This is a genomic window from Fibrivirga algicola (genome assembly GCF_011742925.1).
GTDB lineage: Bacteria > Bacteroidota > Bacteroidia > Cytophagales > Spirosomataceae > Fibrella > Fibrella algicola.
Genome location: NZ_WAEL01000004.1, coordinates 553603 through 575171 on the forward strand (window position 1 = coordinate 553603; position 21569 = coordinate 575171).

Here is a 21569-nt window from a genome sequence, read left to right on the forward strand (position 1 = left end):
GTCAATCTCACCGTATCAATGATGTATCGTTCAAACTGGCTCCGAATGGGGCATCTACTGCTGCTATTTTGTCTGCTTTGTACGTTTCAGGCAGTGGCGCAGAAGGGTATTACCTTTCAGCAGGCACCACTCAGCACTGTGTTCAAATCGGCGCAGAAGGCAGGTAAGCTGGTTTTCGTTGAGGTGTATTCACCCGATTGCCACGTGTGTCAAAGCTTTATGCCTACCCTGGCCGACAGTCGGGTGGGAAAGTCGTACAACGCCAAGTTTATCAGCACCAAGGCCGACATCAATCAGCCTGTTGTTCGCGAGTGGCTGAAATCGAAAAAGTATTATGTGCCCTCGCTCCCGCTGTTTCTGTATTTCAGCCCCAGCGGCGAACTGGTTCATTTTGCGATGAGTCAGAACTCAGCCGACGAATTGATCCGGCACGGCAATAATGCGGTGTCTCCGGCGACCCGGAGCCAGACCTGGAAACAACGCTACAATGCAGGGGAGAAATCACCCAATTTCCTGATCGATCTGGCCATGTACAGTCGGGTTGTATGCGACACCGTTACCAACATCGCCGCTATGGAAGAGTACGCCCGTCAGCAGCCAGCTAACACCTACGCCTCGGCCAGTAACTGGCTGGTAACGCAGAAGCTGGTCATCGATATGGACAATCCGCTGGCCCGCAGTCTGGTCAATAATTTCCCGGCCTACAAGAAGCAATATGGTCAGGCCGCCACCGACGTCGCCGAGAACATCCTGATGTCGTCGTTATACAGCAGCCGGGGTGGTCGCTATTCACCGGCCCAGATTAAGCAGGTATACGAAGGGCTGACCCGAATTGGTATCGATCCTAAAATGGCTTCGTCGAGAACGTTATTACCCGAGGTAACGGCGTATTTCCGGCTGAAACAGGGTAGCATGGCGGCCGAACGTATGAATACCCATATTGCAACCCATTCGCTCTCGGTACCTGAATATGTGTACGTGGCGCGGCTCTTCAACCGGAGTAGCCCCGACTCGTCGGACGTCCCTTCGCTGATTAAATGGACTAGCAAAGCACTTGCCCTGAAAACCACGCCCGGCGAACAGGCCGACCTGTACTATGAACAGGCCGAAGCTTACCGCCGCGCTCACCGAACCGCCGAGGCGCGTCAGGCAGCAACCCGGTCAATGGAGATCGCGCAAGCCAGCCGAATTGATACAAAACGAAATACTGAACTGATTAATAAACTGAAATAAGTAGTAGTTTCAAGCATCAGGGAATGCTGGTTGTCCACAGTAGGAGTAGTAAACAGCGACACCTGAGACTTGACACTCATTTCTTTTCGATACCATGCGCACTAACTGGACACGCGACGAGGTCGCTGCTATTTATAATAGCCCCGTTTTAGACCTGATTTACCGCGCTGCAACGGTGCATCGGCAACACCACGACCCACAGGAGGTGCAGGTCTGCACGCTATTGTCGGTAAAGACAGGGGGATGCCCCGAAGACTGTTCGTACTGCCCGCAGGCGGCCCGTTACCACACCAACGTAAAAGTGCACAAGCTGCTGGAAGTAAATGAGGTGCTGGAGGCCGCCAGTCAGGCTAAGGCATCGGGGAGCAGCCGGTTTTGCATGGGTGCTGCCTGGCGTGAAGTCCGCGACAACCGCGACTTCGACAGCGTACTCGATATGGTACGGGGCGTAAACGCCATGGGCATGGAGGTCTGCTGCACACTTGGCATGCTAACCGACAGCCAGGCGCAAAAATTGAAAGATGCCGGTCTGTATGCGTACAATCATAACCTCGACACCAGCGAAGAATTTTACGGCGACATCATTAGTACACGTACCTACGACGACCGGCTGGACACTCTTGGCCACGTGCGTGACGCAGGTATCTCGGTCTGTTCAGGTGGTATAATCGGCATGGGCGAATCGCACAATGACCGTATCGGTATGTTGCTCACCCTGGCTACCCTACCCCAACATCCCGAATCGGTGCCAGTTAATGCCCTCGTTCCTGTTGAAGGTACACCCCTGGAAGAGCAGGAGCGCGTATCTGTGTGGGAAATGGTACGCATGATTGCCACGGCGCGAATCATTATGCCAAACGCCATGGTGCGCCTATCGGCCGGCCGGGTCCGTATGACAACCGAAGAGCAGGCCCTTTGCTTTTTGGCCGGTGCCAACTCCATCTTCGCCGGCGACAAACTGCTGACGACGCCCAACCCTGATACCGACGCTGATCAGCAACTATTTCAGACATTAAATATCCGTCCCCGGGCAGCGTTCAAAAACGAGCAAGGACAAGCCGCCGTTAAGTTCGAGCAGATTCCGGTATAGACAGCGTAACGTACACTTGCGCAACGTACCCAGTTTAATTACCAAGCCAGACAGCTATGTCTGGCTTTTTTCATGCTTCACCCTGTGTATTCAACGCGTTGAAAGCGATTTTATACCGTTCCCTCACAAAATCATGCCGTATAATTGGTATCGGTCCGATAAACTACCCGTTGTCTCACAGAAACGTTTAATTCGTATGATCCAAACTATAAAGCAGTCAGAAACCAGTCATATGCTTAATTACATGTCTATTGCTGATTAATGAATCCGCTAATTACAGTTGTTGTTCCGACTTGTCGCCGTCCAGCACTACTCCGAAACTGCTTACAGGCTCTGGCACAGCAAAAGCTAACGCCAAGCCAGTTTGAAGTAATCGTAGTAGATCAGGCTAATGACCGGACAACAGCCGCTTTAGTTCGTGAAGTTGCCCGCCAAACGGGTTTATACGCCCGGTACCTCAGTCAGCCGGAAGAAATTGGGTTAGCTGCGGCCTACAACCGGGGGTGGCGTGCGGCTCAGAGCCTGTTTGTCGTCTTTACTCAGGATGACTGCTTACCTCAGCCCCTATGGCTGACTACGGCTCTGCCCCTCTTTCATAAAGGCGCTCAGGCAATAATTGGACGGGTCGAACACCGATTGCCGAAGAAGCCGCTAACCGGTACCGTTATGGCAAACCTGTTCTGTCGGCGCGCCCTGCTTGAGCAGGTTAGTGGCTTCGATGAGTCGATCGACACAAAGCAACTGGATCAAATAGATTGGCTTGATAAACTAGCCCAAATCGGAGTACCGATTATTTCATGCCCTGACGCCGTAGTGACACACGGCCTCCCTACAAATACATCATGGCTAAGTTCATTGCGTTCTACTTTATACAAACTCCTATTTTATTAACTACCAACTATTATAAAAATGAGCGTTGTAAAACCTGCAATCCGACACCCGGCATTGATTGCCTATCTGGCTGGCGCTAATAATTATACATGGCTGCATTTTAGAAACGGTGAAAAGAAAATGTTGGCGAAGCCCATTAGCTATCTGGAAACGCAATTACCAGATTTCATCCGGGTTCACAAGACCGCTCTGGTCAATCCAGCCTGCGTTGAAAAGTTACAGCAGCCCCCGCGCCAACGTATGGCGGGTAGCGTTCAGTTGGAAGGAGGTATTGTATTACCGGTGAGCCGCCGACGCTGGCGTGAAGTGGCGTTAGCGCTGGAGCCGTATCTGTTTCCGGAAGTTGCTGAAGTAGCGAAAAACAAACCAGCCGTTAATGAGACTTTGCCGGGCTCAAAGCCAAAAGTAGAGACTCGTCCAACAACCCGCTCTGTAATTTTAGTAACTGAAGAAAGTAACACCTTACCCATTAAGTGGGCCCTGGAGTCGCGCTGGAGTCAATACGTATTACACACACTGAATCAGAGCAGTCATTTGCCAAACGTGCTCAGCCTGTTAGCCTCAGATGAATTGCCTACTCTGATTATTTTAGATGCCCGCACGTTAACCCTCGAGCGACTGAATACCCTGCAGCTCCTGAAACAGCATGATCATTTTGGGCATATTCCCGTAGTAGTGGTGGTACCACCCGCCGACGAAACGATTGCGGATAGCTACCGCCGACGGGCCAACTCCGTGATATCGCTGTCTGACACCCAGCCACCGCTGGCTCCTACTATCGACCGTATTTGTCAGTTTTGGCTTCGAACAGCTGCTCTTCCATTACCTGCCTGATTGCAATTAAACAGCCAGACGCATTGGGGGGAGCGTGACCGTTTCCCACCAATACGTTCGCAATTGTCTGAAGTAGTCGAGCCAGTCATTAAATACGGTGGGTTTTATCAGGTAAGATGAACTGCCTCTGCGATAGGCTTCACGAATGTCGGCTTGTACAGTTGAATTGCTAAGCATAACAACCGGGACCTGATTGCAGGGCGCCGTTAAACTCCTTATGTCTGCCAACACCTGCCAGCCTTGGCTCCGTTCAGGCAAATACAGATCGAGTAATACCAATTTGGGCATTTCCCACTCATCCCGAGACCAATCTTCAAGAAATTTGTGTGCCTGAGCCTGGCTCGATGCCCGAACCGGTACAACTTCCGGCAGGATCTGTAACATGGCCCGTTGAATCAATACCCAGTAATCGTCATTGTCTTCAACGACTAATATCCGGGCACGTTTAAAATTCGCCCTAACCGTTTCGCTATCATTTACGTACGTCATATCATTTATGGAAGGCTGTTAATCTTCTAAACTAATTTATTTCATAGGATATACAGCCCTTAATGACCCAGAATTTAGTGAGTGGCTTGACTCGTCAACACGCACTCAACGCTGGCAAATTTGCATGAACGTTTCTTTGAGCGATTCGAAATCCGCTGGTTTTAGTAGAAAAGAATTAACGCCTGTTGCCAGTGCATACTATCTATTTTGCCAGAATGCGCTGCTACTAAGTCTCATTACTGGTATCAATTTCCAGCCCAGCCGTTGCCTCACCTTCGTTAGGGCCACTAAGGCCTGGCTTATGGTAATCTATCAGTAAAACGCGGGAAAGAAGTAGTGGTTAACTATCCAGTGGTGGCTAGAAAAGCGGTACCGTTGTCATAGAAATACACTCGGAATTGCGCTATCAATTGCTTGACAACCTGGTCAACCAGGCATTCATAATCGGCGAGATCACCAATAATGAAAGCGTATAGCTGAGCAGCAGTTGTACGCTTTTCACCAGATAGCCGTTTTGCCGTGAACTTGTCAGTTTACTTCACGGGCAATTACTTCACTATAGGCGACGGTAGCGAAGCCCATTCGTTGAAATCAGATGACTAACGGAATACGGCATTTAAGCCTGAGTAGACTGAAGTTGGCCAGACTTACTAAAACGTGCTTTCAGTCTATTCCAGGCAATAAGGTATGCGTCCTTATCAAACAACCGGGAATCGAGGCGGGCCTGGCGGAGCAGGTAGAGGCCTACCGGGAACAACACCATGTTAGCCATCCAGGCGCCAAGCGGTACCGGCCAGGCGCCATCTTTGGCAAACTTATCGCCCAATAGGGTGAGCACATACAGCACGATAAAAAATAGGATCGACACCAGCACGGGTAATCCAAACCCACCCTTGCGGATAATCGCGCCCAATGGTGCCCCGATCAGAAACATGATGAATACGGATACCGCCTGCGTAAACTTGTGGTGGCTTTCCAACTCGTAGGCATACGAGCTTTTCTCCTTCTCGGCCAGATATAATATATTCGATTGGGCGTAAGAAAGCATGTTTTGCGCCTGTGACAAGGCCAGCTGCTCTACCTCGACAGGGTTAGATGTACGCAGCCGACCAGCCAAGAGCGAATCAATCCACTTCCCTTCGGTCACTGCTTTTGCTTTCACTACAGCGTCCGTTTTAAACTGGTACGAGTAGTAATTACGTGACGAGCTGGCAATACTCAGACTGGCTCGGCCCGACTCTCGTTTCAATGAATCGGCAATCTTACTCAGCTCTGTCAGCGTCTTCATGTATGGATGGTACTCAAACTGCTGTTCATCGGTTCGGTGGAGGCCAAATGACTCAAGGCTGATGACTAGTTTATAGTCTTTAAACCCGTTTCGCATGAACTGCGTCGGTTTCGACACACCGCTGCTCGTATATGTAACAGCTGTCCGGCCGTCGCTATACTCCTGATAGTCGTTGCCGTCGTGTAATTCAAAAACCAGATAGGATCGACTTGGATCGGTATACATGCGCCCCGATTTAGCCAGAATGATCTCCCGGTTTCCAGATTCAATGCCCGACGAACTGTTTTTGTAGATGACCAGATTGGTGAGTGAGTCACCCAGCTTTTTATCGACTTTAATGCTGTAGCCGGGCAGATCATTGTAAAAGATACCTTCTTTTAGGTTCAGAGCTGCTTTGGCGGTCTTTATATCGTAGAGCAGACTGTAGGCTTTCAGGTTAGCCCAAGGAGCTACCTTATTATTGAACCAGAACGAAAAGCCCATGAAGAAAATGGCCAGCACCAGGAGCGGTCGAAGCGCCCGCGTAAGGGAGATCCCCGCACTTTTCATGGCCGTGAGTTCAAAGAATTCGCCGAGGTTGCCAAATGTCATCAGCGACGAGAGCAACACGGCCAGTGGCAACGCAGTGGGCACTGTCAAGACAGCAAAAAAGTAAAGGAGTCGGCCAAAAGTAACTAGTGTAATATCTTTTGAAACAAACTCTTCAATATAGAGCATCAGCAGCCGCATCAGAAAGATGAAGATGACTACAGCTAATGTCAGAAAGAAGGGTCCGAAAAACGACTTCAGAACAAGTTTATCAATCTTTTTCACTTACTACGAATAAGCCACTACTGGAATGTAAGAAGCAGTGCTGTCGGTTTTGTAACGCTGGTTTCCGCACTCCTTGTTCACTACCCATTCTCCGTTATGTATTTTTAACGATACCCGCCAGCGAGGTCCTGCCTTACGAGCCTACAATCTCTTTTAACTTATACAACATACCATCCCACATATCCTGCAACTCTTCTTCATCGGTGTTTGTCGAATAGTCGGTAATGCGTAGGTACGTTGCCTGAGTCAGCTCACTAACGTCGACCCTGAAGTCAACGTAGTTACTATCATGCCCATTCTCTCCGGTATTGAGAAACTCGAATCGTACACTCTTATTCTGGCGTAGAGACGTTTGCCGAGCCAGGTGACTTTCGTCATCCCAGATAAAATCGTACTTGTGTTCAGGCAGGGTATTTACCTTGGCAGCAAACCACTGCGACAACCCGGAAGCGGTACTGATATAGGGGAAAAGCACTTTTGGAGAGGCCCGAAGTTCATATTCGGTCACAAACTTAAATTTCTCCATAATGGTGGCAGACTTAAAATGTGATACTAACCTTTTTTGATTCGCTAACCGTCAGTCTGTTAACTCGCCAACTAAGCGATATACGCCGTCGAGACGGATAAGCCTTCAGCAAGGTAACGTAAAAAAAACGCTAAATACAAGGTCGTCCCGTTGTCTCAAAAAAGATTTTCCGTACTTTTGCAGAACAATTCGGCGGGGTAGCTCAGATGGTTAGAGCGTAGGATTCATAACCCTAAGGTCGGCAGTTCGATCCTGCTCCCCGCTACTAGTAAACAAAACCTCAATTCCAGCCGGGATTGAGGTTTTTTGATGTTTAGAATTGGCCGGACAACTGCTTGTTGTGTCCGATCAGGCAACGTGTCGGCACCTCGCTTTGGCGATTACCCGCCCTCGACGGCCATCCGTAAACAACCGCCCGTAAGATAGAATCATTGATTTGGGTACGTCTAACAGCCAGATAGCGTTTGTTGACAGATTACCCTGCGCAGCCTTTAAGCCCGTGAAAAGGCCGGTAGTGAACTCTAACTGGTTTCTAACCCGGCCAAACCAGTTTGCCTACTATTTTCGCCTTATGACTGACAGTGAACTAAGTGCTTATTTTGCCAACCGCCCGCTTCCGGAGGGCGAAGTTAGGTTTTCAGCTTTTGAATCGACGGGGAACGTTGCCCACATGGTTGAGTTGGCTTTCGCCCGCATCAATGCAGGCGGCCAGGGGGCAGATACGGCCAGAGGTGTATTGACTCGATTACACGCTCATCTGGAAAAACAAGGGTATGCTGTCTGATCAGTCAGACACTGGCGATTACACTTCAGGCAAATACACCGGCTCAGGCGAATTGCCATCGCTAATGCTGAACAGTTCATTCAGCGCCAGCGCCCAGCCAACAAACACAACAGCTAACAGCGCAAAGCCTGAAGCAGTCGGATACAGCATAACCGTCTGAACGATCATGTATACGATAAGAGCAGGGAATGGATTTTTCATAATCTAGTACTAATTAATCATACATACGCTATGATTAACGATTCGGATTCAGTCATGTTTGACTAATTTTTAGTATAAAAGTAACATTCTATCAGACTGGGCATAGGGAGATTCTCCCCTTTAAGCTGGCAATGACGAGCTATCATAGTCAAAATTCAGTTTGCAAATTTCTTTATTATATGGCCTCAGGCAGTCAGAACCGCATATATGTGCACGTTGGCTTCAAACAAGACGCTAGACTGAAACAATTGTTTTTAATGATGTTTTAATAACGTGCCGACTTCATTTAATTTGTGTTACTGAATCGGAAAACATAGCTGACTCATTTCTTACACCACTTATGCCTCTGTTAAACTCGTTAAAATCACTAAGGAATTATCAACTTCGGGATCTTCAGGCTGATCTTCCCGCGGGCATTTCGGTGTTCTTAGTTGCGTTACCACTTTGTCTGGGAATTGCACTCGCCTCAGGTGCACCGCTCTTTTCAGGATTAGTGGCTGGCATAATTGGCGGTATCGTCGTTGGCCTAATGTCGGGATCTGAACTGAGTGTCAGCGGTCCTGCGGCTGGTCTGGCTGTCATTGTTGCCGACTCCGTTCTCAAGCTGGGGTCCTTTGAAACGTTTCTGGTGGCGGTCGTGCTGGCTGGCATTATGCAACTTGGACTTGGGCTGTTAAAAGCAGGCCGGTTCAGTAGTTTATTTCCCGACAGTGTCATTAAAGGCATGCTGGTTGGCATTGGTATAGTTATTATCCTTAAGCAAATTCCCCACGCATTGGGCCGCGACAACGATTATGAAGGTGAGTTTGAGTTCAGTCAACTGGCCGATGGAGAGAACACTATTTCTGAGATTTACCGCGCCATTGTTACTGCCAGTACCGGGGCGGTAATCATCAGTATGCTCTCGATTTTAATTTTACTGCTGTGGGAACGTAGCGCCGGGAGAGGCATGAAGTTTTTCAAGAATTTACCCGCTGCCTTGATGGTGGTGTTTCTTGGGGTGGGGTTGAATCAGCTGTTTGGCATCTATTTTCCCGAATGGTATTTAGGCGATAACAATGAGCATATGGTCCGGATTCCAGTATTTACACGCGGACAAAACGTGTCAGCCATCTTTGATTTTCCTGATTTCAGTGCGCTAACAAACCCGGCTATTTATGGCGTGGCAGCTACAATTGCCTTAGTGGCAAGCCTGGAAACGCTACTTAATCTGGAAGCCTCAGACCGGCTCGATCCACTCAAGCGTACGTCATCACCCAATCAGGAGTTGGTTGCTCAGGGCCTTGGCAACATCACCTCGGGCTTTCTGGGTGGACTACCTATTACATCGGTGGTTGTGCGTACCTCGGCCAACGTATTTGGTGGCGGCAAGACACGCATCTCATCAATTGTGCATGGCATTTTACTGCTGGCCGCCGTTGCGCTGGCAGGCTCAATTCTAAATCACATACCCCTTGCCTGCCTAGCCGCTCTACTGATTATGGTGGGTTATAAGCTGGCCAAACCGTCGCTGTTTATCAGCATTTATCGGGACGGTTTAAATCAGTTCATTCCGTTTATCGTTACGGTTATTGGCATTGTATTTACTGATTTGCTGGTCGGCATTTCGGTGGGTACTGTGGTCGGTCTGCTATTTGTGCTGTACACCAACTCACAGTCGACTTTCCGGGTGATTCGGGATTCGGACCGGGTACTGATTAAGTTTCAAAAAGACGTTTATTTCCTGAGCAAACCACAGCTTAAAGAGACCTTGCATAGCCTAAAACGAGGCGACTCAGTCTACATAGATGGTCGACATGCTACATTCATCGATCACGATATTGTGAACATGTTGACTGATTATGCCGATATCGCTAAAATGCAGGGCATTCAGTACGAGTTAAATGAAATTTTCTTAAAAAAGCGTAAGACAAACAGCCATGCTAGCATACGAGAAGCTATTACTGGAGAATAAAGCATGGGCTCAGGACCAGCTGGAGTTAGATGATAACTACTTCGATACACTGGCCTCGGGCCAAAAGCCGAAGTTTCTCTGGATCGGTTGTGCCGATAGCCGCGTCCCTGCCGAAAGTATTACCGGCGCCCAACCAGGAGAAATCTTTGTGCACAGAAACGTAGCTAACCTGGTTATCCATACTGACATGAACTTGCTTAGCGTGCTACAGTATGCCGTTGAGGTTCTGAAAGTTGAGCACGTTATCGTCTGTGGTCACTACGGATGCGGCGGGGTAAAAGCCGCGATGACGCACGATAACCTGGGGTTAATTAATAAGTGGCTCCGCAACATAAAAGATGTTTATGCCCGGCACGAGCCCGAGCTAACTGGCATTGTCAACGAAACCGAACGGGTCAATCGGCTGGTTGAGTTGAACGTAATTACTCAGGTCCAACACGTTGTTCAGACCTCAATTATTCAATCGGCCTGGCATAAAGAACAACGACCCACTGTACATGGATGGGTGTTCGGCTTACAAACAGGCTTATTGACTGAGCTGATTAATCTCGATCACACACACGAAGTCGAGTCGATTTATCGCTACGATTTCTCAACAACGGAGGTACCAGTTCCACAAGCGCCTGTTGAGCAGGAACACTAGGGAGCGGAGAGCTTCAGTGAAGAATGGCAAATACCAATTCACGCAGTATGTCGGCCTCTGACATGGTTGGCGTGTCGATTCCTTTCGATTGTGCGTCGGCCCGACGAATGGCGTGAATAATATCGGCGACTTTCACGAGTGGATAGGCGCGGGCGGCGGTCATGTAATCTTTTACAAAGAATGGGTTCACGCCCAGTACTGACGCCAGCCCGCGCTCACTCTGGTCTTTGCTCGCCTGAACCAGCAGCACCCGGCTGAAATACTGGTATAACTGCGCCAGCACTACCACCGCCGGATTGTCTTTTGCGTTTCGGCCGAAATAATCGACAATACGGTTAGCCTTGACCACGTCGCGCTGAGCCAGCGCCTTCTGGAGTTCAAATACATTGTATTCCTTGCTGATGCCAACCAGTCGCTCGACGGTGGTCGCCGAAATCTCTTCGTCGACACGCAGGTTTAGCAGCATTTTGTCGACCTCGCCCGCCATTCGCTTCAGGTCATTACCAATTGACTCGACCAGCATCTGACACGCTTTGGGGCTGATCTTGACACCTCTTCCCCGACAATAATCGCCAACCCAATCGACCAGTTTGCTGTCGTAAAGTTTCTTTACACCCAGCAGCACGCCTTTACTGGCAAAAGCTTTCACCCAGCCTTTCCGTTCGTCGAGCGGCTCCTGGTGGAAAATAGCCAGTACTGTGCTGCCCAGTGGTTCCATGGCGTAGCTTTCAAGTAGCTGCTGGCCCGGTTTATCCTTGATGCCCACTAGTTGCTGAGCTTCCTTAACGAGCACCAACTGCCGATCGGCCATAAACGGATAACGACGGGCATTGTTGAGCACCGTACCTACGTCGGCATCTTTTCCGAATAGAACAAACTGATTGAAGCCCCGTTCAGCCACCGGAACTACCACTTTTTCGAGTTCGTCGGCGATTCGATCGAGGTAAAATGGCTCATCACCATGAATGAGGTAAATAGGCGCAATTCGCTTGTTACGAATGTCCTTCAACAGAGTATCTACAGCAGCTGACAACGGCAGGAATCAATTAACGGTGATCAATCGGGATCGGCTACAAAGATACGGATGACCGATTCGTTACTTTTGTCTTTTTTTTTGGGACAAACTTCCCTACTTTCATGTTGTGGCTGTAACACAATGACTAGTAAGGAGATGCGAAAATCAGTTTTCGGGCGATACGAACCGCTCATTCGGGATAAAATTTCGATCGTTTTATCATCGCGCCGGGGAGTCGATGCCGTGCTGTTTTTTGACCTCGCCGAGTTGTCGGGCTATAAGCGGGAAGAGATTGCGCCCCTTTTCGACACCTCCCTGAAGACTATGTTGCGCTACAAGGAGACGAAACGCAAACTCAGCCCTACCACCGGTGAATTAGCCCTGAAGATGCTGGCACTCTTCCAGCATGGCGAAGCAATTTTTGGCAGCATTGCCGAGTTCAGAAGCTGGCTCGACGCCCCTGCTTACGGCCTGGCCAATCAACGTCCCTTCGACCTGATGCAAACCTCGGGTGGTATTGACCTGATTGACGACGAGCTGACCCGGATCGAATTTGGGGCGCTGGCCTGACCTACATGCAAGTTTATCGCATTACGCTGGCGAAATGGGCCAATAGCCTCGTTGCTTCGGGTCGGGCTGCCCGCTGGAACTCCGCTGACCGGTTTGTCATTTATACCGCTTCATCGCGGGCCTTGGCTTGCCTGGAAAACGTGGTGCATCGAACAGGGCGTGGCCTACAGGCTGACTTCCGAACGATCTGCATCAACGTACCAGACATGCTGCCGATCCAAACAATCGAGCTGGGTACGTTACCACCCAACTGGGACGATTACGAACAGTATGCCTATTGCCAGCAACAGGGCGATGCCTGGTTGATGGGCCGTAAATCAGCTATTTTGCGGGTACCCTCGGCCATTGTCCCCGCCGAACATAACTACCTGCTAAATCCGCAACATCCCGATTTTGCCTTCATCGAGATTGTATCCGTCGAGCCGTTCCGCTTCGATAGCCGTATCAAGTAACATACTCTCTTTAACCTATGTCCTATCCCGTTGCTCGCCGGCTGCTCTTTGCAGCCATAACCTTACTGCTCCTACACGCCTGTACGTCACCGAAAACGGCCCGGACAATTATTGATGACGCCATTGAGGCGCACGGTGGTGATGCCTGGCAGAACAAGCGAATTGATTTCGACTTTCGGCAATTCCACCTGACGCTTGAGCATCGGAATACTGATTTTCGCTACGAACGTACCCACCGTGATTCGAGCGGCGTGCAGATTAGCGAAGTACTCACCAACGATTCCTTCACGCGTTCATTGAATGGCAAGCAGCAAACGTTGGATACGGCCCAATACGGTAAGTACAGCCGCGCGGTTAACTCGGTCGCTTACTTTGTGCTATTGCCGTTTAAGCTCCGCGACCCGGCTGTACTGGCTGATTATATAGGCGAGAGCACGGTCGACGGGCAGGTGTATGATAAAGTCCGGGTACGTTTCAACGCCGAAGGCGGCGGTAAAGACCACGGCGACACGTTTTATTACTGGTTCAACCAGCAAACGCACACGATGGATTATCTGGCCTACAGCGAGGGTGGCCCGCGCTTCCGCAAAGCCATCAACCCACAGACCGTGGGCGGCATTCGCTTTCAGGATTACATCAATTTCAAGGGCGACGATAAAGACACCACATCGGTGGGTACGTATGATGCCCGCTACCAGGCCAGACAACTCCCCGAATTGTCGCGCATCGAGCAGAAGACAATTCGGGTTACCCCGTTGTAAACTGGTAACGGGGCCTTTCATCCACCTGCTTCATCTAGTAAGCATGCAGACAAAAGGCCCCGTTCGTTACGTAGTTACTTCTTGCCCAAGAGCCAGTTGGCTAGCTCCTTAGCTGCTTTGTAGTTCTCGTATTGGCCGGGAATCCGGCGGCCGTCGACATATTCATTGTACAGCCACGGGTCACCCACGGCAAACACGGTGCCTTTCCCCACTTTGGCTGTAGCCATGATAACATGCCCTGACTGGGTCACGAGCGGCTTAGCCGGGCCAGACACAGCGATGGGCGACAACTCTTTGATGTACACCGACCGGGTCTCGGGAAACACCGACGTACCTGCCGGAATCGTAACCAGCCCCTGCTCCCACTTGGTGCCCTGCACCATGTTCACGTTTGTCGGCAAAAACTGAATACCGAACTGAGCGGCCAGTTGGCCAAAGTAGGTGTGCTCGCAGTTCGACGTATCGTTGGCCATGAGCACCAGCGTCCCCCCCGCCTTTACCCAGTCAGCAATGGCTTTGCTATCAGCTGGACTTACGTAGTTAGGCTTGGCCGTTTCCTTCGGAGTGTCGGGGTCTACGATGATGTATACGTCGACCCCTTTAAGGCTGGCGGCGGTTGGTGGCCCGGCAATCGTGCTGGTTTTAGCGCCCAGGTTACGGAACTCGGTACCCCACCAGTAAAAGCCTGAGTGCATCCGATCGTCCCAGAGGTAGTGGAACGGCTCCTGACCACCTGTTTCAGTTTTTCTGAACTCATGGTTGAAGTAGTTGTCGACGGCCACTGTTTTACCTTTACCCACGCTGTTCTCCTGAGCAATTTCCATCTCCACGCTCGCCATGATGAATGGCCCCACACCTTTCAGGTCATCCTGCCGAAGCTTTTCGCTCAGGTAATAGTCGTAGCTACCATCGCGGTACGGAGTTCCGCCAAGGCCGCTGACGAGTACCGTTTTTTCGAGGTGAACCATTCCTTTCTCATCCGTCGAGATAAAGTTTTTCAGCATACCATCATAGCCTTTGCGGGCGGCGGCCATCATAGAGGCAGGCAGGTACCCCATCCGAACTCCTTTGGCAATGGCGTACACAAACATGCCGGTGCCCGACGCTTCAAGGTAATTTCCTTTATCGCCCAGCCGGTTGGTTACCTGATACCAGCAGCCCGACGAGGGATCCTGGAATTTCACGATGGCCGGCATAGTGCGGTTTAGAATGGCGATCAGTTCAGCGCGGCGTGGGTACGTGGTCGGCATATGATCCAGCACGTCGACCAGCGCCATAGCGTACCAGCCCATGGCGCGGCTCCAGAAGTTGGGCGACTGTCCCGTTTCTTTATTGGCCCATTTCTGCTCACGGCTCTCATCCCAGCCATGGTAGAGCAAGCCGGTTTTTGGGTCGCGGGCGTGGGCTTCCATCCAGACAAACTGGTTCACGATATCGTTGAAATCGCGGTCGGCGGTACCCGCAGCAGGCCCATACAACCGGGTGTACTCGGCGTAAAATGGCTCGGCCATGTACAGGCCGTCGAGCCACATCTGGTTGGGGTAAATCTTTTTGTGCCAGAAACCGCCTTCCTTAGTGCGGGGGTGCTCGGCAAGCTGCTGCCGTAACAGGTCGGCCGCTTTTTTGTACTTCTCCTTAGCGGGCAGCGTCTGCTGAGCCAACAGCAGCAACGACCGGCCGGGGGTAATGTAGTCAATATTGTAGTTACTCTTTTTATAGGTACGTATATCGCCATCGGCCGACACATACCGGTCCATATTCTTCTGAATATACTTGAAATAGCGATCATCGGCGGTGCGGTACCAAACCTGCTCAGTAGCCTGTAAGATCACGCCCATCTCATATTCCCAACGGGCATCCTTTCCCTCTTTCACATAGGCGAGTGAATCGGCATTGTTGGTCATGATGGTTGCCAGCATGCGCTGTGACCAGGGTTTCTTAGACTGACTGGTAGCTGACTGAGCCAGCGCAAACTGACCCGTAAGCAACAGACTAATGAAGAGGTGGGTTTTTCGTAGCATATTCGTTAATAGACTAAAAAGAGGCGCACTGACTGGCTTTCACCAGACCCCTCAGCGGGCCATCTTAAACACGTTGTTTAAAAAAGTAATAGTGTAGGCCATCGTAGGTTCAAACCACGGATGGAAGAGGCAAAATACGTGAGGCGCTTCGGGAAAAGTATGTACCTCCGAATAAATCCCTCTGGCTTCGAGCAGTCGACGCATATCGTCGCGACCCGCGTGCATGCGGTCTACCGAACTGTTTATGAAAAGAATTGGCGCCGTTTGTCGGTTAGCATACGTCAGCGCCGAAGCTTCGTGCCAGCTAGCCAACGTCTGGGTTTTAGGGCCGCCAAACCAGTAGGTAGCCGCCGACGTAGCTTTACGATCATCGCCCTCCCCCGATTCGGGATGATCGAACGCCAGCAGCCCATCCAGGTCTACTACGGCCTGCACAGCCGTAGACTGTCCGCGGTGGCAGCCGGTTCCTTCGAGGGCAGGTACGTTACTGGTTGCCCCCAGTAACGCCGCCAGTTGCCCGCCCGCCGAAAAGCCGAGCGTGGCAATGCGGGTGGTATCGATGCCATATTGCCGGGCATTGGCTCGCAACCAGCGCAGCGCGGCTTTCAGATCGTGCACTGCCGCCGGGTACTGCGCTTCGGTTGATAGCCGGTATTCAGCCGTAACAGCAACGTACCCAGCTGCCGCCAGCTTCTGGGCCATCGGTATGTGCTGCGATCGATCGCCTGACCGCCAGCCACCCCCATGAATCAGCAGGACTGCCGGGCGTAGCTGTCGACGCGATGTTTTTGTTGGGTAGAAGGCATCCAGATGAAGCGCACGGCCCTGCAACTGGCAATAGACCAGATTCATACTGGCCGCTACGCCGGCTGGCAACGTAGCCTCAACGAAGCGGGCCTCCGGAAACTTTGTTTTAATCTTCTGATACGAGCCCCAGACAGTAAATGATGTATCCGGCTTGCCTGTAATGCCACTGACCGACTGCGAAACAGCAATTGTCGTGCAGCAGCATAGACATAGCATCCAGAACAGGAACCTCGTTTTTCGCATTGCTAATGAGTACGATATTCGTTTCAAAAAGTCTACCTGACAGCTGTTCAAATTGCGCCCCGACGTATTTCGAACAGCCGCCCCGGTCTTACTTCACTTCTTTCTTTACGATCCGGTCGGCCAGGTCGAGTTTGAGGGTTTTGATATTAGCCAGCACCAGTTCGGCTACTTTGCGGGCGCCAAGCTCATTGAAGTGCGTGTTGTCGACTTTACCCTCCGGGTAGTTTGGGTGCTCGTCGGGCGACAGGTGCAGAAACAACTGTTTTGAATTTTCCATGCCGAGGGTTTGATACAATTGCTGGCTTTGTCTGTCTAAGTCAATTAATGGGGTTTTGTACTCATTGGCTACGGCCCGCACCAGTTCAGAATACACCGCGTGGGTCTCCTGAATAGTGCCGGCCTCGCTGAACTGACGGCGGGCAACGGGAGTCAGTAATACTGGAATTGCCTTTTTTGCCCGGCTTTCGCTAATAAACCGGATGAGGTTTGTGCGGTACTCAGCTTCCGTTGCGTAGGTCTTCTTGGTCTTTACCTCATCATTATGCCCAAACTGAATGAAGACGTAATCGCCCTCCTGTAGCTTATCGACTACAGGCTGCCAGCGATTTTCTTCGATGAACGATTTTGTACTGCGTCCATTCATAGCCCGGTTGTCAACCGTGACACTCTCGTCGAAGAAATGTACGAAAGGCATACCCCAGCCCGTTTCCGGATACGCCTTTACCTGCTTGATCGACATGGTGGAGTCGCCGATCAGATAAACCGTTACACGGCCGGGCAATTGAGTGAACGCCAGCAGCGATACCAAACAGAGCCCGGCCAGAAACGGGTAAAAACGGCGGTCAATCATAGCTGTAATCAATACTGAGGTGAATATGGACTGGTTAGAAGCGGACTTTTGTCTTTTTTGAACTAGGTTTCCAGTTGTCGTTGCCAGCCAGAATCACGCTGGGTGTATACGCGCGGGCCTCTTCGCTGGTCAGTTGCTTTGACCAACCTACCCGCTGACTGGCGTTTGCCCCCGGCCCCGTCGATTTGTATTCGGCATAGAGCGTTGTTTTTTCGGCGTTTGGCTTGTCCCAGTTGTGCCAGCCTTCGGGCCGGATATGATCGCCCAATTGGCAGTTGACAAAGGCTGTTTTGGCAAAATCACGCCAGGGGCGTCCCAGGTACGTGCTGGCTTTGGGCGATTCGCTGGTGAGGGTGCAGTTCAGGAATACGTACCCGAAAGGCTTACCCTCAGGCGTTGACGCTGCCGTGATGTAGGTGCCAGTTTTCTTGCTGAAGATGGTGCACTCGTCAAATACGGCCGTTGCGGAGCCGAAGATAAAATCGACCGTGCCTTCGATGTAGCAGTTGTTATAGTACTGTCGGCCATACTGACCGGGCATTCCTGTATAGAGCGTATCCTGATTACCCAGAAAACGGCAGTTGACAAATACGGCCCGGTCGCCCGTCACAAACGCCGCTACGGCCTGCCCAACCCGTCCGGCCGAATTCTCGAACGTCAGGTTTTCGGCCCGAAAATCATTACCGAAAATATAGAAAGAGCCAGATGTAGATGTCCGTAGCTTGGTCCCGTCGGGCATTTCTTTACCCGAAAAATCATCGTAGGTCAGCACCGTAGTGGCATTATCCTCACCGATAAGCGTCACCATGTGCTGCGTAGAATCGAGCCGAAGCTTTTCCTTATACGTGCCTTTTTTGATCAGGATCACCATACGGTTGCTATTATTGGCGGGTACGGTTTTAAGGGCTGCCTGTACTGTTGTGTAGTCGCCACTACCATCCTGCGCTACCGTGATCCGCTGCTTTTGCGCCAGCAACGTACCTGGTAGTAGCGCCAGCAGTAGCCAGGCACAGATGGCATTCATTGGTATGTCAATACGCATGCGGAGTTGACTGGTATAAGTCATGTTAGAGCTCATTTTCCCCATTTTGCCTGCCAGGCCGGGTACTCCTTCGCCAGCAGTTTATCTGGCCAGGTGCCGTACCAGCCGTACCCTACCCGACGCTCATTTTCAATCTGGTCGAGGCTGTATTTTTTGACGCCATCCCGTCCGCAAAAGAATGGTTTGTTCGTATTCAACTCATAAAAGCGCGCCCAGCTAACAACACCAGGCGACTGAACCACCAGTACGTCTTTCCCAGAAGGCTGCGTCGCATCAGTGATCCGTTTAGTAGTTGTGCCTACTAGCTTAACTGAGTCAAGCCAGGTGACAGCAGCCTGAATAGCTTGCTTCACCTGGTCCGACGGATTCTCGATGGTCATTAAATAATCGACGATACCGACGGTTTCGCTGCCGCTGAGCGAGGCGAGCTCAAATGCGCGGGCATTGGCTGGCAGCAGGGTATTGCGGTCGTGCTGGGCGCACCAGGCCGTGAGTTTCCCCTGCTGTACGTATTGGGTGTTTAAAATGCACTCAACGCCTTTGGCAACGGCCGCCTGTGCTTTCGGTACCAGTAATTTATCCAGCAAGGCAAACGAATTGATCCCCTCAGCCATGCGCTTCATCACCCACATCACATCAATCATAGCGTTATCGTTATAGGTGATGTGCTTTCGGTAACTACTCGAATCGGGGTAAAACTGACCCCAACCTCCTTTCGCATTTTGCGCCGTCAGCAGGTACGCGATCCCCCGCTCTGCCGCTTTTTTATACGCCTCGTTTTGGGTCTTGCTGAAGGCATCGACCAAGTAATTGATCTCTCGGGTAGTGGCTTTGTCATCGATGGTCGCGTCCAGGGTGGCTTTACCGGACAGCAGTGATTTCGTTATGGCCTCGGTGAGCACCAGGTTATAATTGATCGCGTTTCCGCCGGGTTGCGGCCATCCCCCGTTGTTCCGCTGATACAGCAGCATTCGCTCGGCCACGGAATCCACTTTTATAGTTGCCCCCTGCTCAGGCAGGGCGGGCAGGGCAACCGATTTACAACTGGCTAACGCAACGCACAGCATTGTACCAAGCAGCAACACGAAGGTGGTTACTGGTTGCGTCAATCCCGATTTGTGAGTCATAAAGAAGAGGAGAATGTGTATTAATCGATAACGTCAGGGGCTGCCGGGTACGTTGTAAGTGGTTGATTATAGATGAATGGCAACTCATTACATTATAACCACTTGCAATGCACCCGGCACCCCCTGACGATCTCTGGCAAGCTTGACACGTACCTGACTTAGTACCCGTAATCCTGGGTCAGTTTCGGATTGGCATCAAGAGCGGCCTGGTTTATTGGCAGTAATTCGCTCTTGTTCGGCGTGAAGAACTGTGCTACTGACGTGATGTATGTGGCTGTAATGTTTTGCCGCCAGTCGAGCCGTGTCCAGCCCGTTATGGCCGTGGCGGTAGTTGGCTTGTACATCGAGTTCTGGAACTGGATTTCCTCACCGTTATTCTTCCAGAACAGGTAACGGGGTACGTAGGTGTACTTGCCCGTCGCGTTCATCATATCGGTCAGGTTGGCCCGGGTCTCAGTAATTTTAGCATCCAGCAAGTTCCAGCGAATCAGATCGTACTTACGAATACCTTCACCCCCAAATTCCAGGAGACGCTCATTCGCGATTGCATTGAAGAAACCGTCTTTTGTCGTGGGCGTTGTACCGATCAGGGCTGTTTTACCCGCATAACCGCGCTTCCGCACTTCTTCCAATGCGGCAATGGCCTGCGCTGTTGGGCCTCCTTTCAGTTCATTCTCTGCCTCGGCAAACATCAGCAGTACATCCGCAAAGCGAATAATCGGCCAGTTGAAGCCCAATGTCTGTGACGTACCCGACAGAATCGGGTTCCGCCAGTCGCGCCGGAATTTGCCGTCGGTAATCGTGGTCAGGCGTTGTGGACTTTTCAGGTTGGTAGCCAGCACCTGGTAGAACGTGATCGTTACGTCGCGGCGTACATCCGTTGAGTCGAACGCATAGAAATACGTGGGCAGCGGATTAATGCCACCGCCACCTTGTCCGTAGCGCGAAGCGGCATCGAGGCGAGGGCCGTTGTAATAGCCTAGCTTACTGTCTGACAAAGCGCTTCCTCCAGCCGAGCCAACTTCAAACATGATCTCTCCGGCCGGGTCGGGTGTCAACCCGTTTACATACGTCTTGAACAGGTCTACATAATTGGGAACCAGCGTATGCTGATCACGACGTTGCATCAGCTCGTTGGTTTCGTCGCGGGCAATCTGGTAGTAGGTCGCAAAGTCGGCCCGGCGTTCCATCTTCTTACTGTCGCGCCGCAACGAATAGCCACCACGGTATAGGGCAATACGGGCACGCAGGGCTTTGGCAGCGCCTTTCGTGATCCGCTCATTGCGGGCTCCGGCATCTGTGCGCCAGGGCAGCAGATCGGCCGCTATTTTCAGGTCGGCCAGCAGTTGCTCGTATACCTTATCCCGATCTTCTTTCTCGACAAACAGGTTCGTTTGCTTGAAAGCAGGTATCATCGGGGCAGGTACGTCGCCCCAGTTTCGAATCAGCTCCAGGTAATACTGCGCCCGCAGGGTCAGCACTTCACCGTGCAGACGGCGCAATTCTTTCTGGTCGGCGGCTGAACCAGTTGTGTACAACGCCATTTTTGGAATCTGGTCGATGCACAGGTTAGCCCGCTCAATACCCTGATACAAGTTGTTCCAGGGGCTGGCAATCTCGGTGTTACCTGCCAGCGCGTTGTAGCGACCAATACCGCGTCGGCCATTATCGACCGCGCCGCTTACCATCATCTCGTCTGAGTCGTAGGGGTAATACAGACTTAAGCGAATGCCGTAGGTGTTATCACCCGACAGTAAGTCATAAGCACCCAGAACGGCCAGCGTAGCATTGCTGACATTCGAAAAAACGGCCTCGTTGTCGAACTCGGAAATAGGGCTGAGGTCCAGGTAGCTTTTGCAGGCCGAGAGCGACGTACAAAAGAGGGCGGCCCCAAGTATCACTTTATATAATCGATTGATTTTCATGTCAAATCAA

21 protein-coding genes and 1 tRNA gene are annotated in these 21569 nt (G+C 51.2%); 11 read left to right on the forward strand and 11 right to left on the reverse strand.

What is annotated here, in order from left to right; all coding sequences use genetic code 11:
- Nucleotides 1–18 precede the first annotated feature (18 nt).
- The 4 genes from F7231_RS13640 (at nucleotide 19) to F7231_RS13655 (ending at nucleotide 4048) form a co-directional block, all read left to right on the forward strand.
- The gene (locus F7231_RS13640) at nucleotides 19–1233 is read left to right on the forward strand and encodes a TlpA family protein disulfide reductase (RefSeq protein ID WP_229364902.1); all 1215 of its coding nucleotides are present in this window, start codon (nucleotides 19–21) and stop codon (nucleotides 1231–1233) included.
- Nucleotides 1234–1327: 94 nt separating this feature from the next.
- On the forward strand, nucleotides 1328–2323 hold the full coding sequence (bioB, locus tag F7231_RS13645) for a biotin synthase BioB (RefSeq protein WP_085413352.1): 996 nt from the start codon (nucleotides 1328–1330) through the stop codon (nucleotides 2321–2323).
- Between the two features lie 261 nt (nucleotides 2324–2584).
- Nucleotides 2585–3214 (forward strand): glycosyltransferase family 2 protein, encoded by a 630-nt coding sequence (locus tag F7231_RS13650; protein ID WP_085413351.1) that lies wholly within the window; start codon nucleotides 2585–2587, stop codon nucleotides 3212–3214.
- 18 nt (nucleotides 3215–3232) lie between these two features.
- The gene (locus F7231_RS13655; RefSeq protein WP_166692277.1) at nucleotides 3233–4048 is read left to right on the forward strand and encodes a LytTR family DNA-binding domain-containing protein; all 816 of its coding nucleotides are present in this window, start codon (nucleotides 3233–3235) and stop codon (nucleotides 4046–4048) included.
- Between the two features lie 6 nt (nucleotides 4049–4054).
- On the opposite strand, the gene F7231_RS13660 is transcribed toward F7231_RS13655, so the two are convergent.
- From F7231_RS13660 to F7231_RS13670, 3 genes are all read right to left on the reverse strand, one after another.
- The gene (locus F7231_RS13660; protein ID WP_166692278.1) at nucleotides 4055–4537 is read right to left on the reverse strand and encodes a response regulator; all 483 of its coding nucleotides are present in this window, start codon (nucleotides 4535–4537) and stop codon (nucleotides 4055–4057) included.
- A 616-nt stretch (nucleotides 4538–5153) separates the two neighbouring features.
- Nucleotides 5154–6638 (reverse strand): LptF/LptG family permease, encoded by a 1485-nt coding sequence (locus F7231_RS13665; protein WP_166692279.1) that lies wholly within the window; start codon nucleotides 6636–6638, stop codon nucleotides 5154–5156.
- 133 nt (nucleotides 6639–6771) lie between these two features.
- A complete protein-coding gene (locus F7231_RS13670) occupies nucleotides 6772–7164 on the reverse strand; it encodes an START-like domain-containing protein (protein ID WP_085413346.1) in 393 nt (130 codons plus the stop codon).
- A gap of 191 nt (nucleotides 7165–7355) precedes the next feature.
- Here F7231_RS13670 and F7231_RS13675 point away from each other — a divergent pair.
- Both F7231_RS13675 and F7231_RS13680 read left to right on the forward strand, forming a co-directional pair.
- Nucleotides 7356–7429, forward strand: a tRNA-Met gene (locus tag F7231_RS13675).
- A gap of 306 nt (nucleotides 7430–7735) precedes the next feature.
- On the forward strand, nucleotides 7736–7948 hold the full coding sequence (locus tag F7231_RS13680; protein WP_085413345.1) for a DUF6965 family protein: 213 nt from the start codon (nucleotides 7736–7738) through the stop codon (nucleotides 7946–7948).
- A gap of 18 nt (nucleotides 7949–7966) precedes the next feature.
- On the opposite strand, the gene F7231_RS13685 is transcribed toward F7231_RS13680, so the two are convergent.
- Nucleotides 7967–8149, reverse strand: coding sequence for a hypothetical protein (locus F7231_RS13685; RefSeq protein ID WP_166692280.1), 183 nt, complete (start codon nucleotides 8147–8149; stop codon nucleotides 7967–7969).
- 340 nt (nucleotides 8150–8489) lie between these two features.
- Between F7231_RS13685 and F7231_RS13690 the strand changes: the two genes are divergently transcribed.
- The gene (locus tag F7231_RS13690) at nucleotides 8490–10103 is read left to right on the forward strand and encodes a SulP family inorganic anion transporter (protein ID WP_085413344.1); all 1614 of its coding nucleotides are present in this window, start codon (nucleotides 8490–8492) and stop codon (nucleotides 10101–10103) included.
- Nucleotides 10069–10746 (forward strand): carbonate dehydratase, encoded by a 678-nt coding sequence (can, locus tag F7231_RS13695; RefSeq protein WP_166692281.1) that lies wholly within the window; start codon nucleotides 10069–10071, stop codon nucleotides 10744–10746. Before F7231_RS13690 ends, can begins: the two co-directional genes overlap by 35 nt.
- A gap of 13 nt (nucleotides 10747–10759) precedes the next feature.
- Here the strand turns inward: can and holA are convergent, their stop codons facing one another.
- Nucleotides 10760–11779 carry a DNA polymerase III subunit delta gene (holA, locus tag F7231_RS13700; RefSeq protein ID WP_166692282.1) on the reverse strand — a complete coding sequence of 340 codons (1020 nt, stop codon included), beginning with the start codon at nucleotides 11777–11779 and terminating at the stop codon, nucleotides 10760–10762.
- A 123-nt stretch (nucleotides 11780–11902) separates the two neighbouring features.
- On the opposite strand from holA, the gene F7231_RS13705 reads away from it, so the two are divergent.
- Genes F7231_RS13705 through F7231_RS13715 form a run of 3 tightly spaced genes read left to right on the forward strand, consistent with a single transcriptional unit; the run spans nucleotide 11903 to nucleotide 13544 of the window.
- Nucleotides 11903–12331, forward strand: a complete 429-nt coding sequence (locus tag F7231_RS13705) for an Xre family toxin-antitoxin system antitoxin (protein ID WP_229369899.1) — start codon at nucleotides 11903–11905, stop codon at nucleotides 12329–12331.
- A 5-nt stretch (nucleotides 12332–12336) separates the two neighbouring features.
- A complete protein-coding gene (locus F7231_RS13710) occupies nucleotides 12337–12783 on the forward strand; it encodes an RES family NAD+ phosphorylase (RefSeq protein ID WP_166692283.1) in 447 nt (148 codons plus the stop codon).
- A 17-nt stretch (nucleotides 12784–12800) separates the two neighbouring features.
- The gene (locus tag F7231_RS13715; RefSeq protein ID WP_229369902.1) at nucleotides 12801–13544 is read left to right on the forward strand and encodes a DUF6503 family protein; all 744 of its coding nucleotides are present in this window, start codon (nucleotides 12801–12803) and stop codon (nucleotides 13542–13544) included.
- 74 nt (nucleotides 13545–13618) lie between these two features.
- Here F7231_RS13715 and F7231_RS13720 read toward each other — a convergent pair whose 3' ends face one another.
- The 6 genes from F7231_RS13720 to F7231_RS13745 all read right to left on the reverse strand — a co-directional run bounded on the left by F7231_RS13720 (nucleotide 13619) and on the right by F7231_RS13745 (nucleotide 21559).
- Nucleotides 13619–15565, reverse strand: a complete 1947-nt coding sequence (locus F7231_RS13720) for a glycoside hydrolase family 88 protein (RefSeq protein WP_166692284.1) — start codon at nucleotides 15563–15565, stop codon at nucleotides 13619–13621.
- A 51-nt stretch (nucleotides 15566–15616) separates the two neighbouring features.
- Entirely contained in the window at nucleotides 15617–16615 is a 999-nt protein-coding gene (locus tag F7231_RS13725) for an alpha/beta hydrolase (protein WP_229369905.1), read from the reverse strand.
- An 88-nt stretch (nucleotides 16616–16703) separates the two neighbouring features.
- Nucleotides 16704–17465, reverse strand: coding sequence for a rhamnogalacturonan acetylesterase (locus tag F7231_RS13730; RefSeq protein WP_085413338.1), 762 nt, complete (start codon nucleotides 17463–17465; stop codon nucleotides 16704–16706).
- A gap of 34 nt (nucleotides 17466–17499) precedes the next feature.
- Nucleotides 17500–18531: a pectinesterase family protein gene (locus F7231_RS13735; RefSeq protein ID WP_310589321.1), complete on the reverse strand. Its 1032-nt coding sequence runs from the start codon at nucleotides 18529–18531 to the stop codon at nucleotides 17500–17502.
- 8 nt (nucleotides 18532–18539) lie between these two features.
- Nucleotides 18540–19634, reverse strand: a complete 1095-nt coding sequence (gene pelA, locus F7231_RS13740; protein ID WP_229369908.1) for a pectate lyase — start codon at nucleotides 19632–19634, stop codon at nucleotides 18540–18542.
- A gap of 158 nt (nucleotides 19635–19792) precedes the next feature.
- Nucleotides 19793–21559, reverse strand: a complete 1767-nt coding sequence (locus tag F7231_RS13745) for a RagB/SusD family nutrient uptake outer membrane protein (protein ID WP_166692285.1) — start codon at nucleotides 21557–21559, stop codon at nucleotides 19793–19795.
- Nucleotides 21560–21569 lie beyond the last annotated feature (10 nt).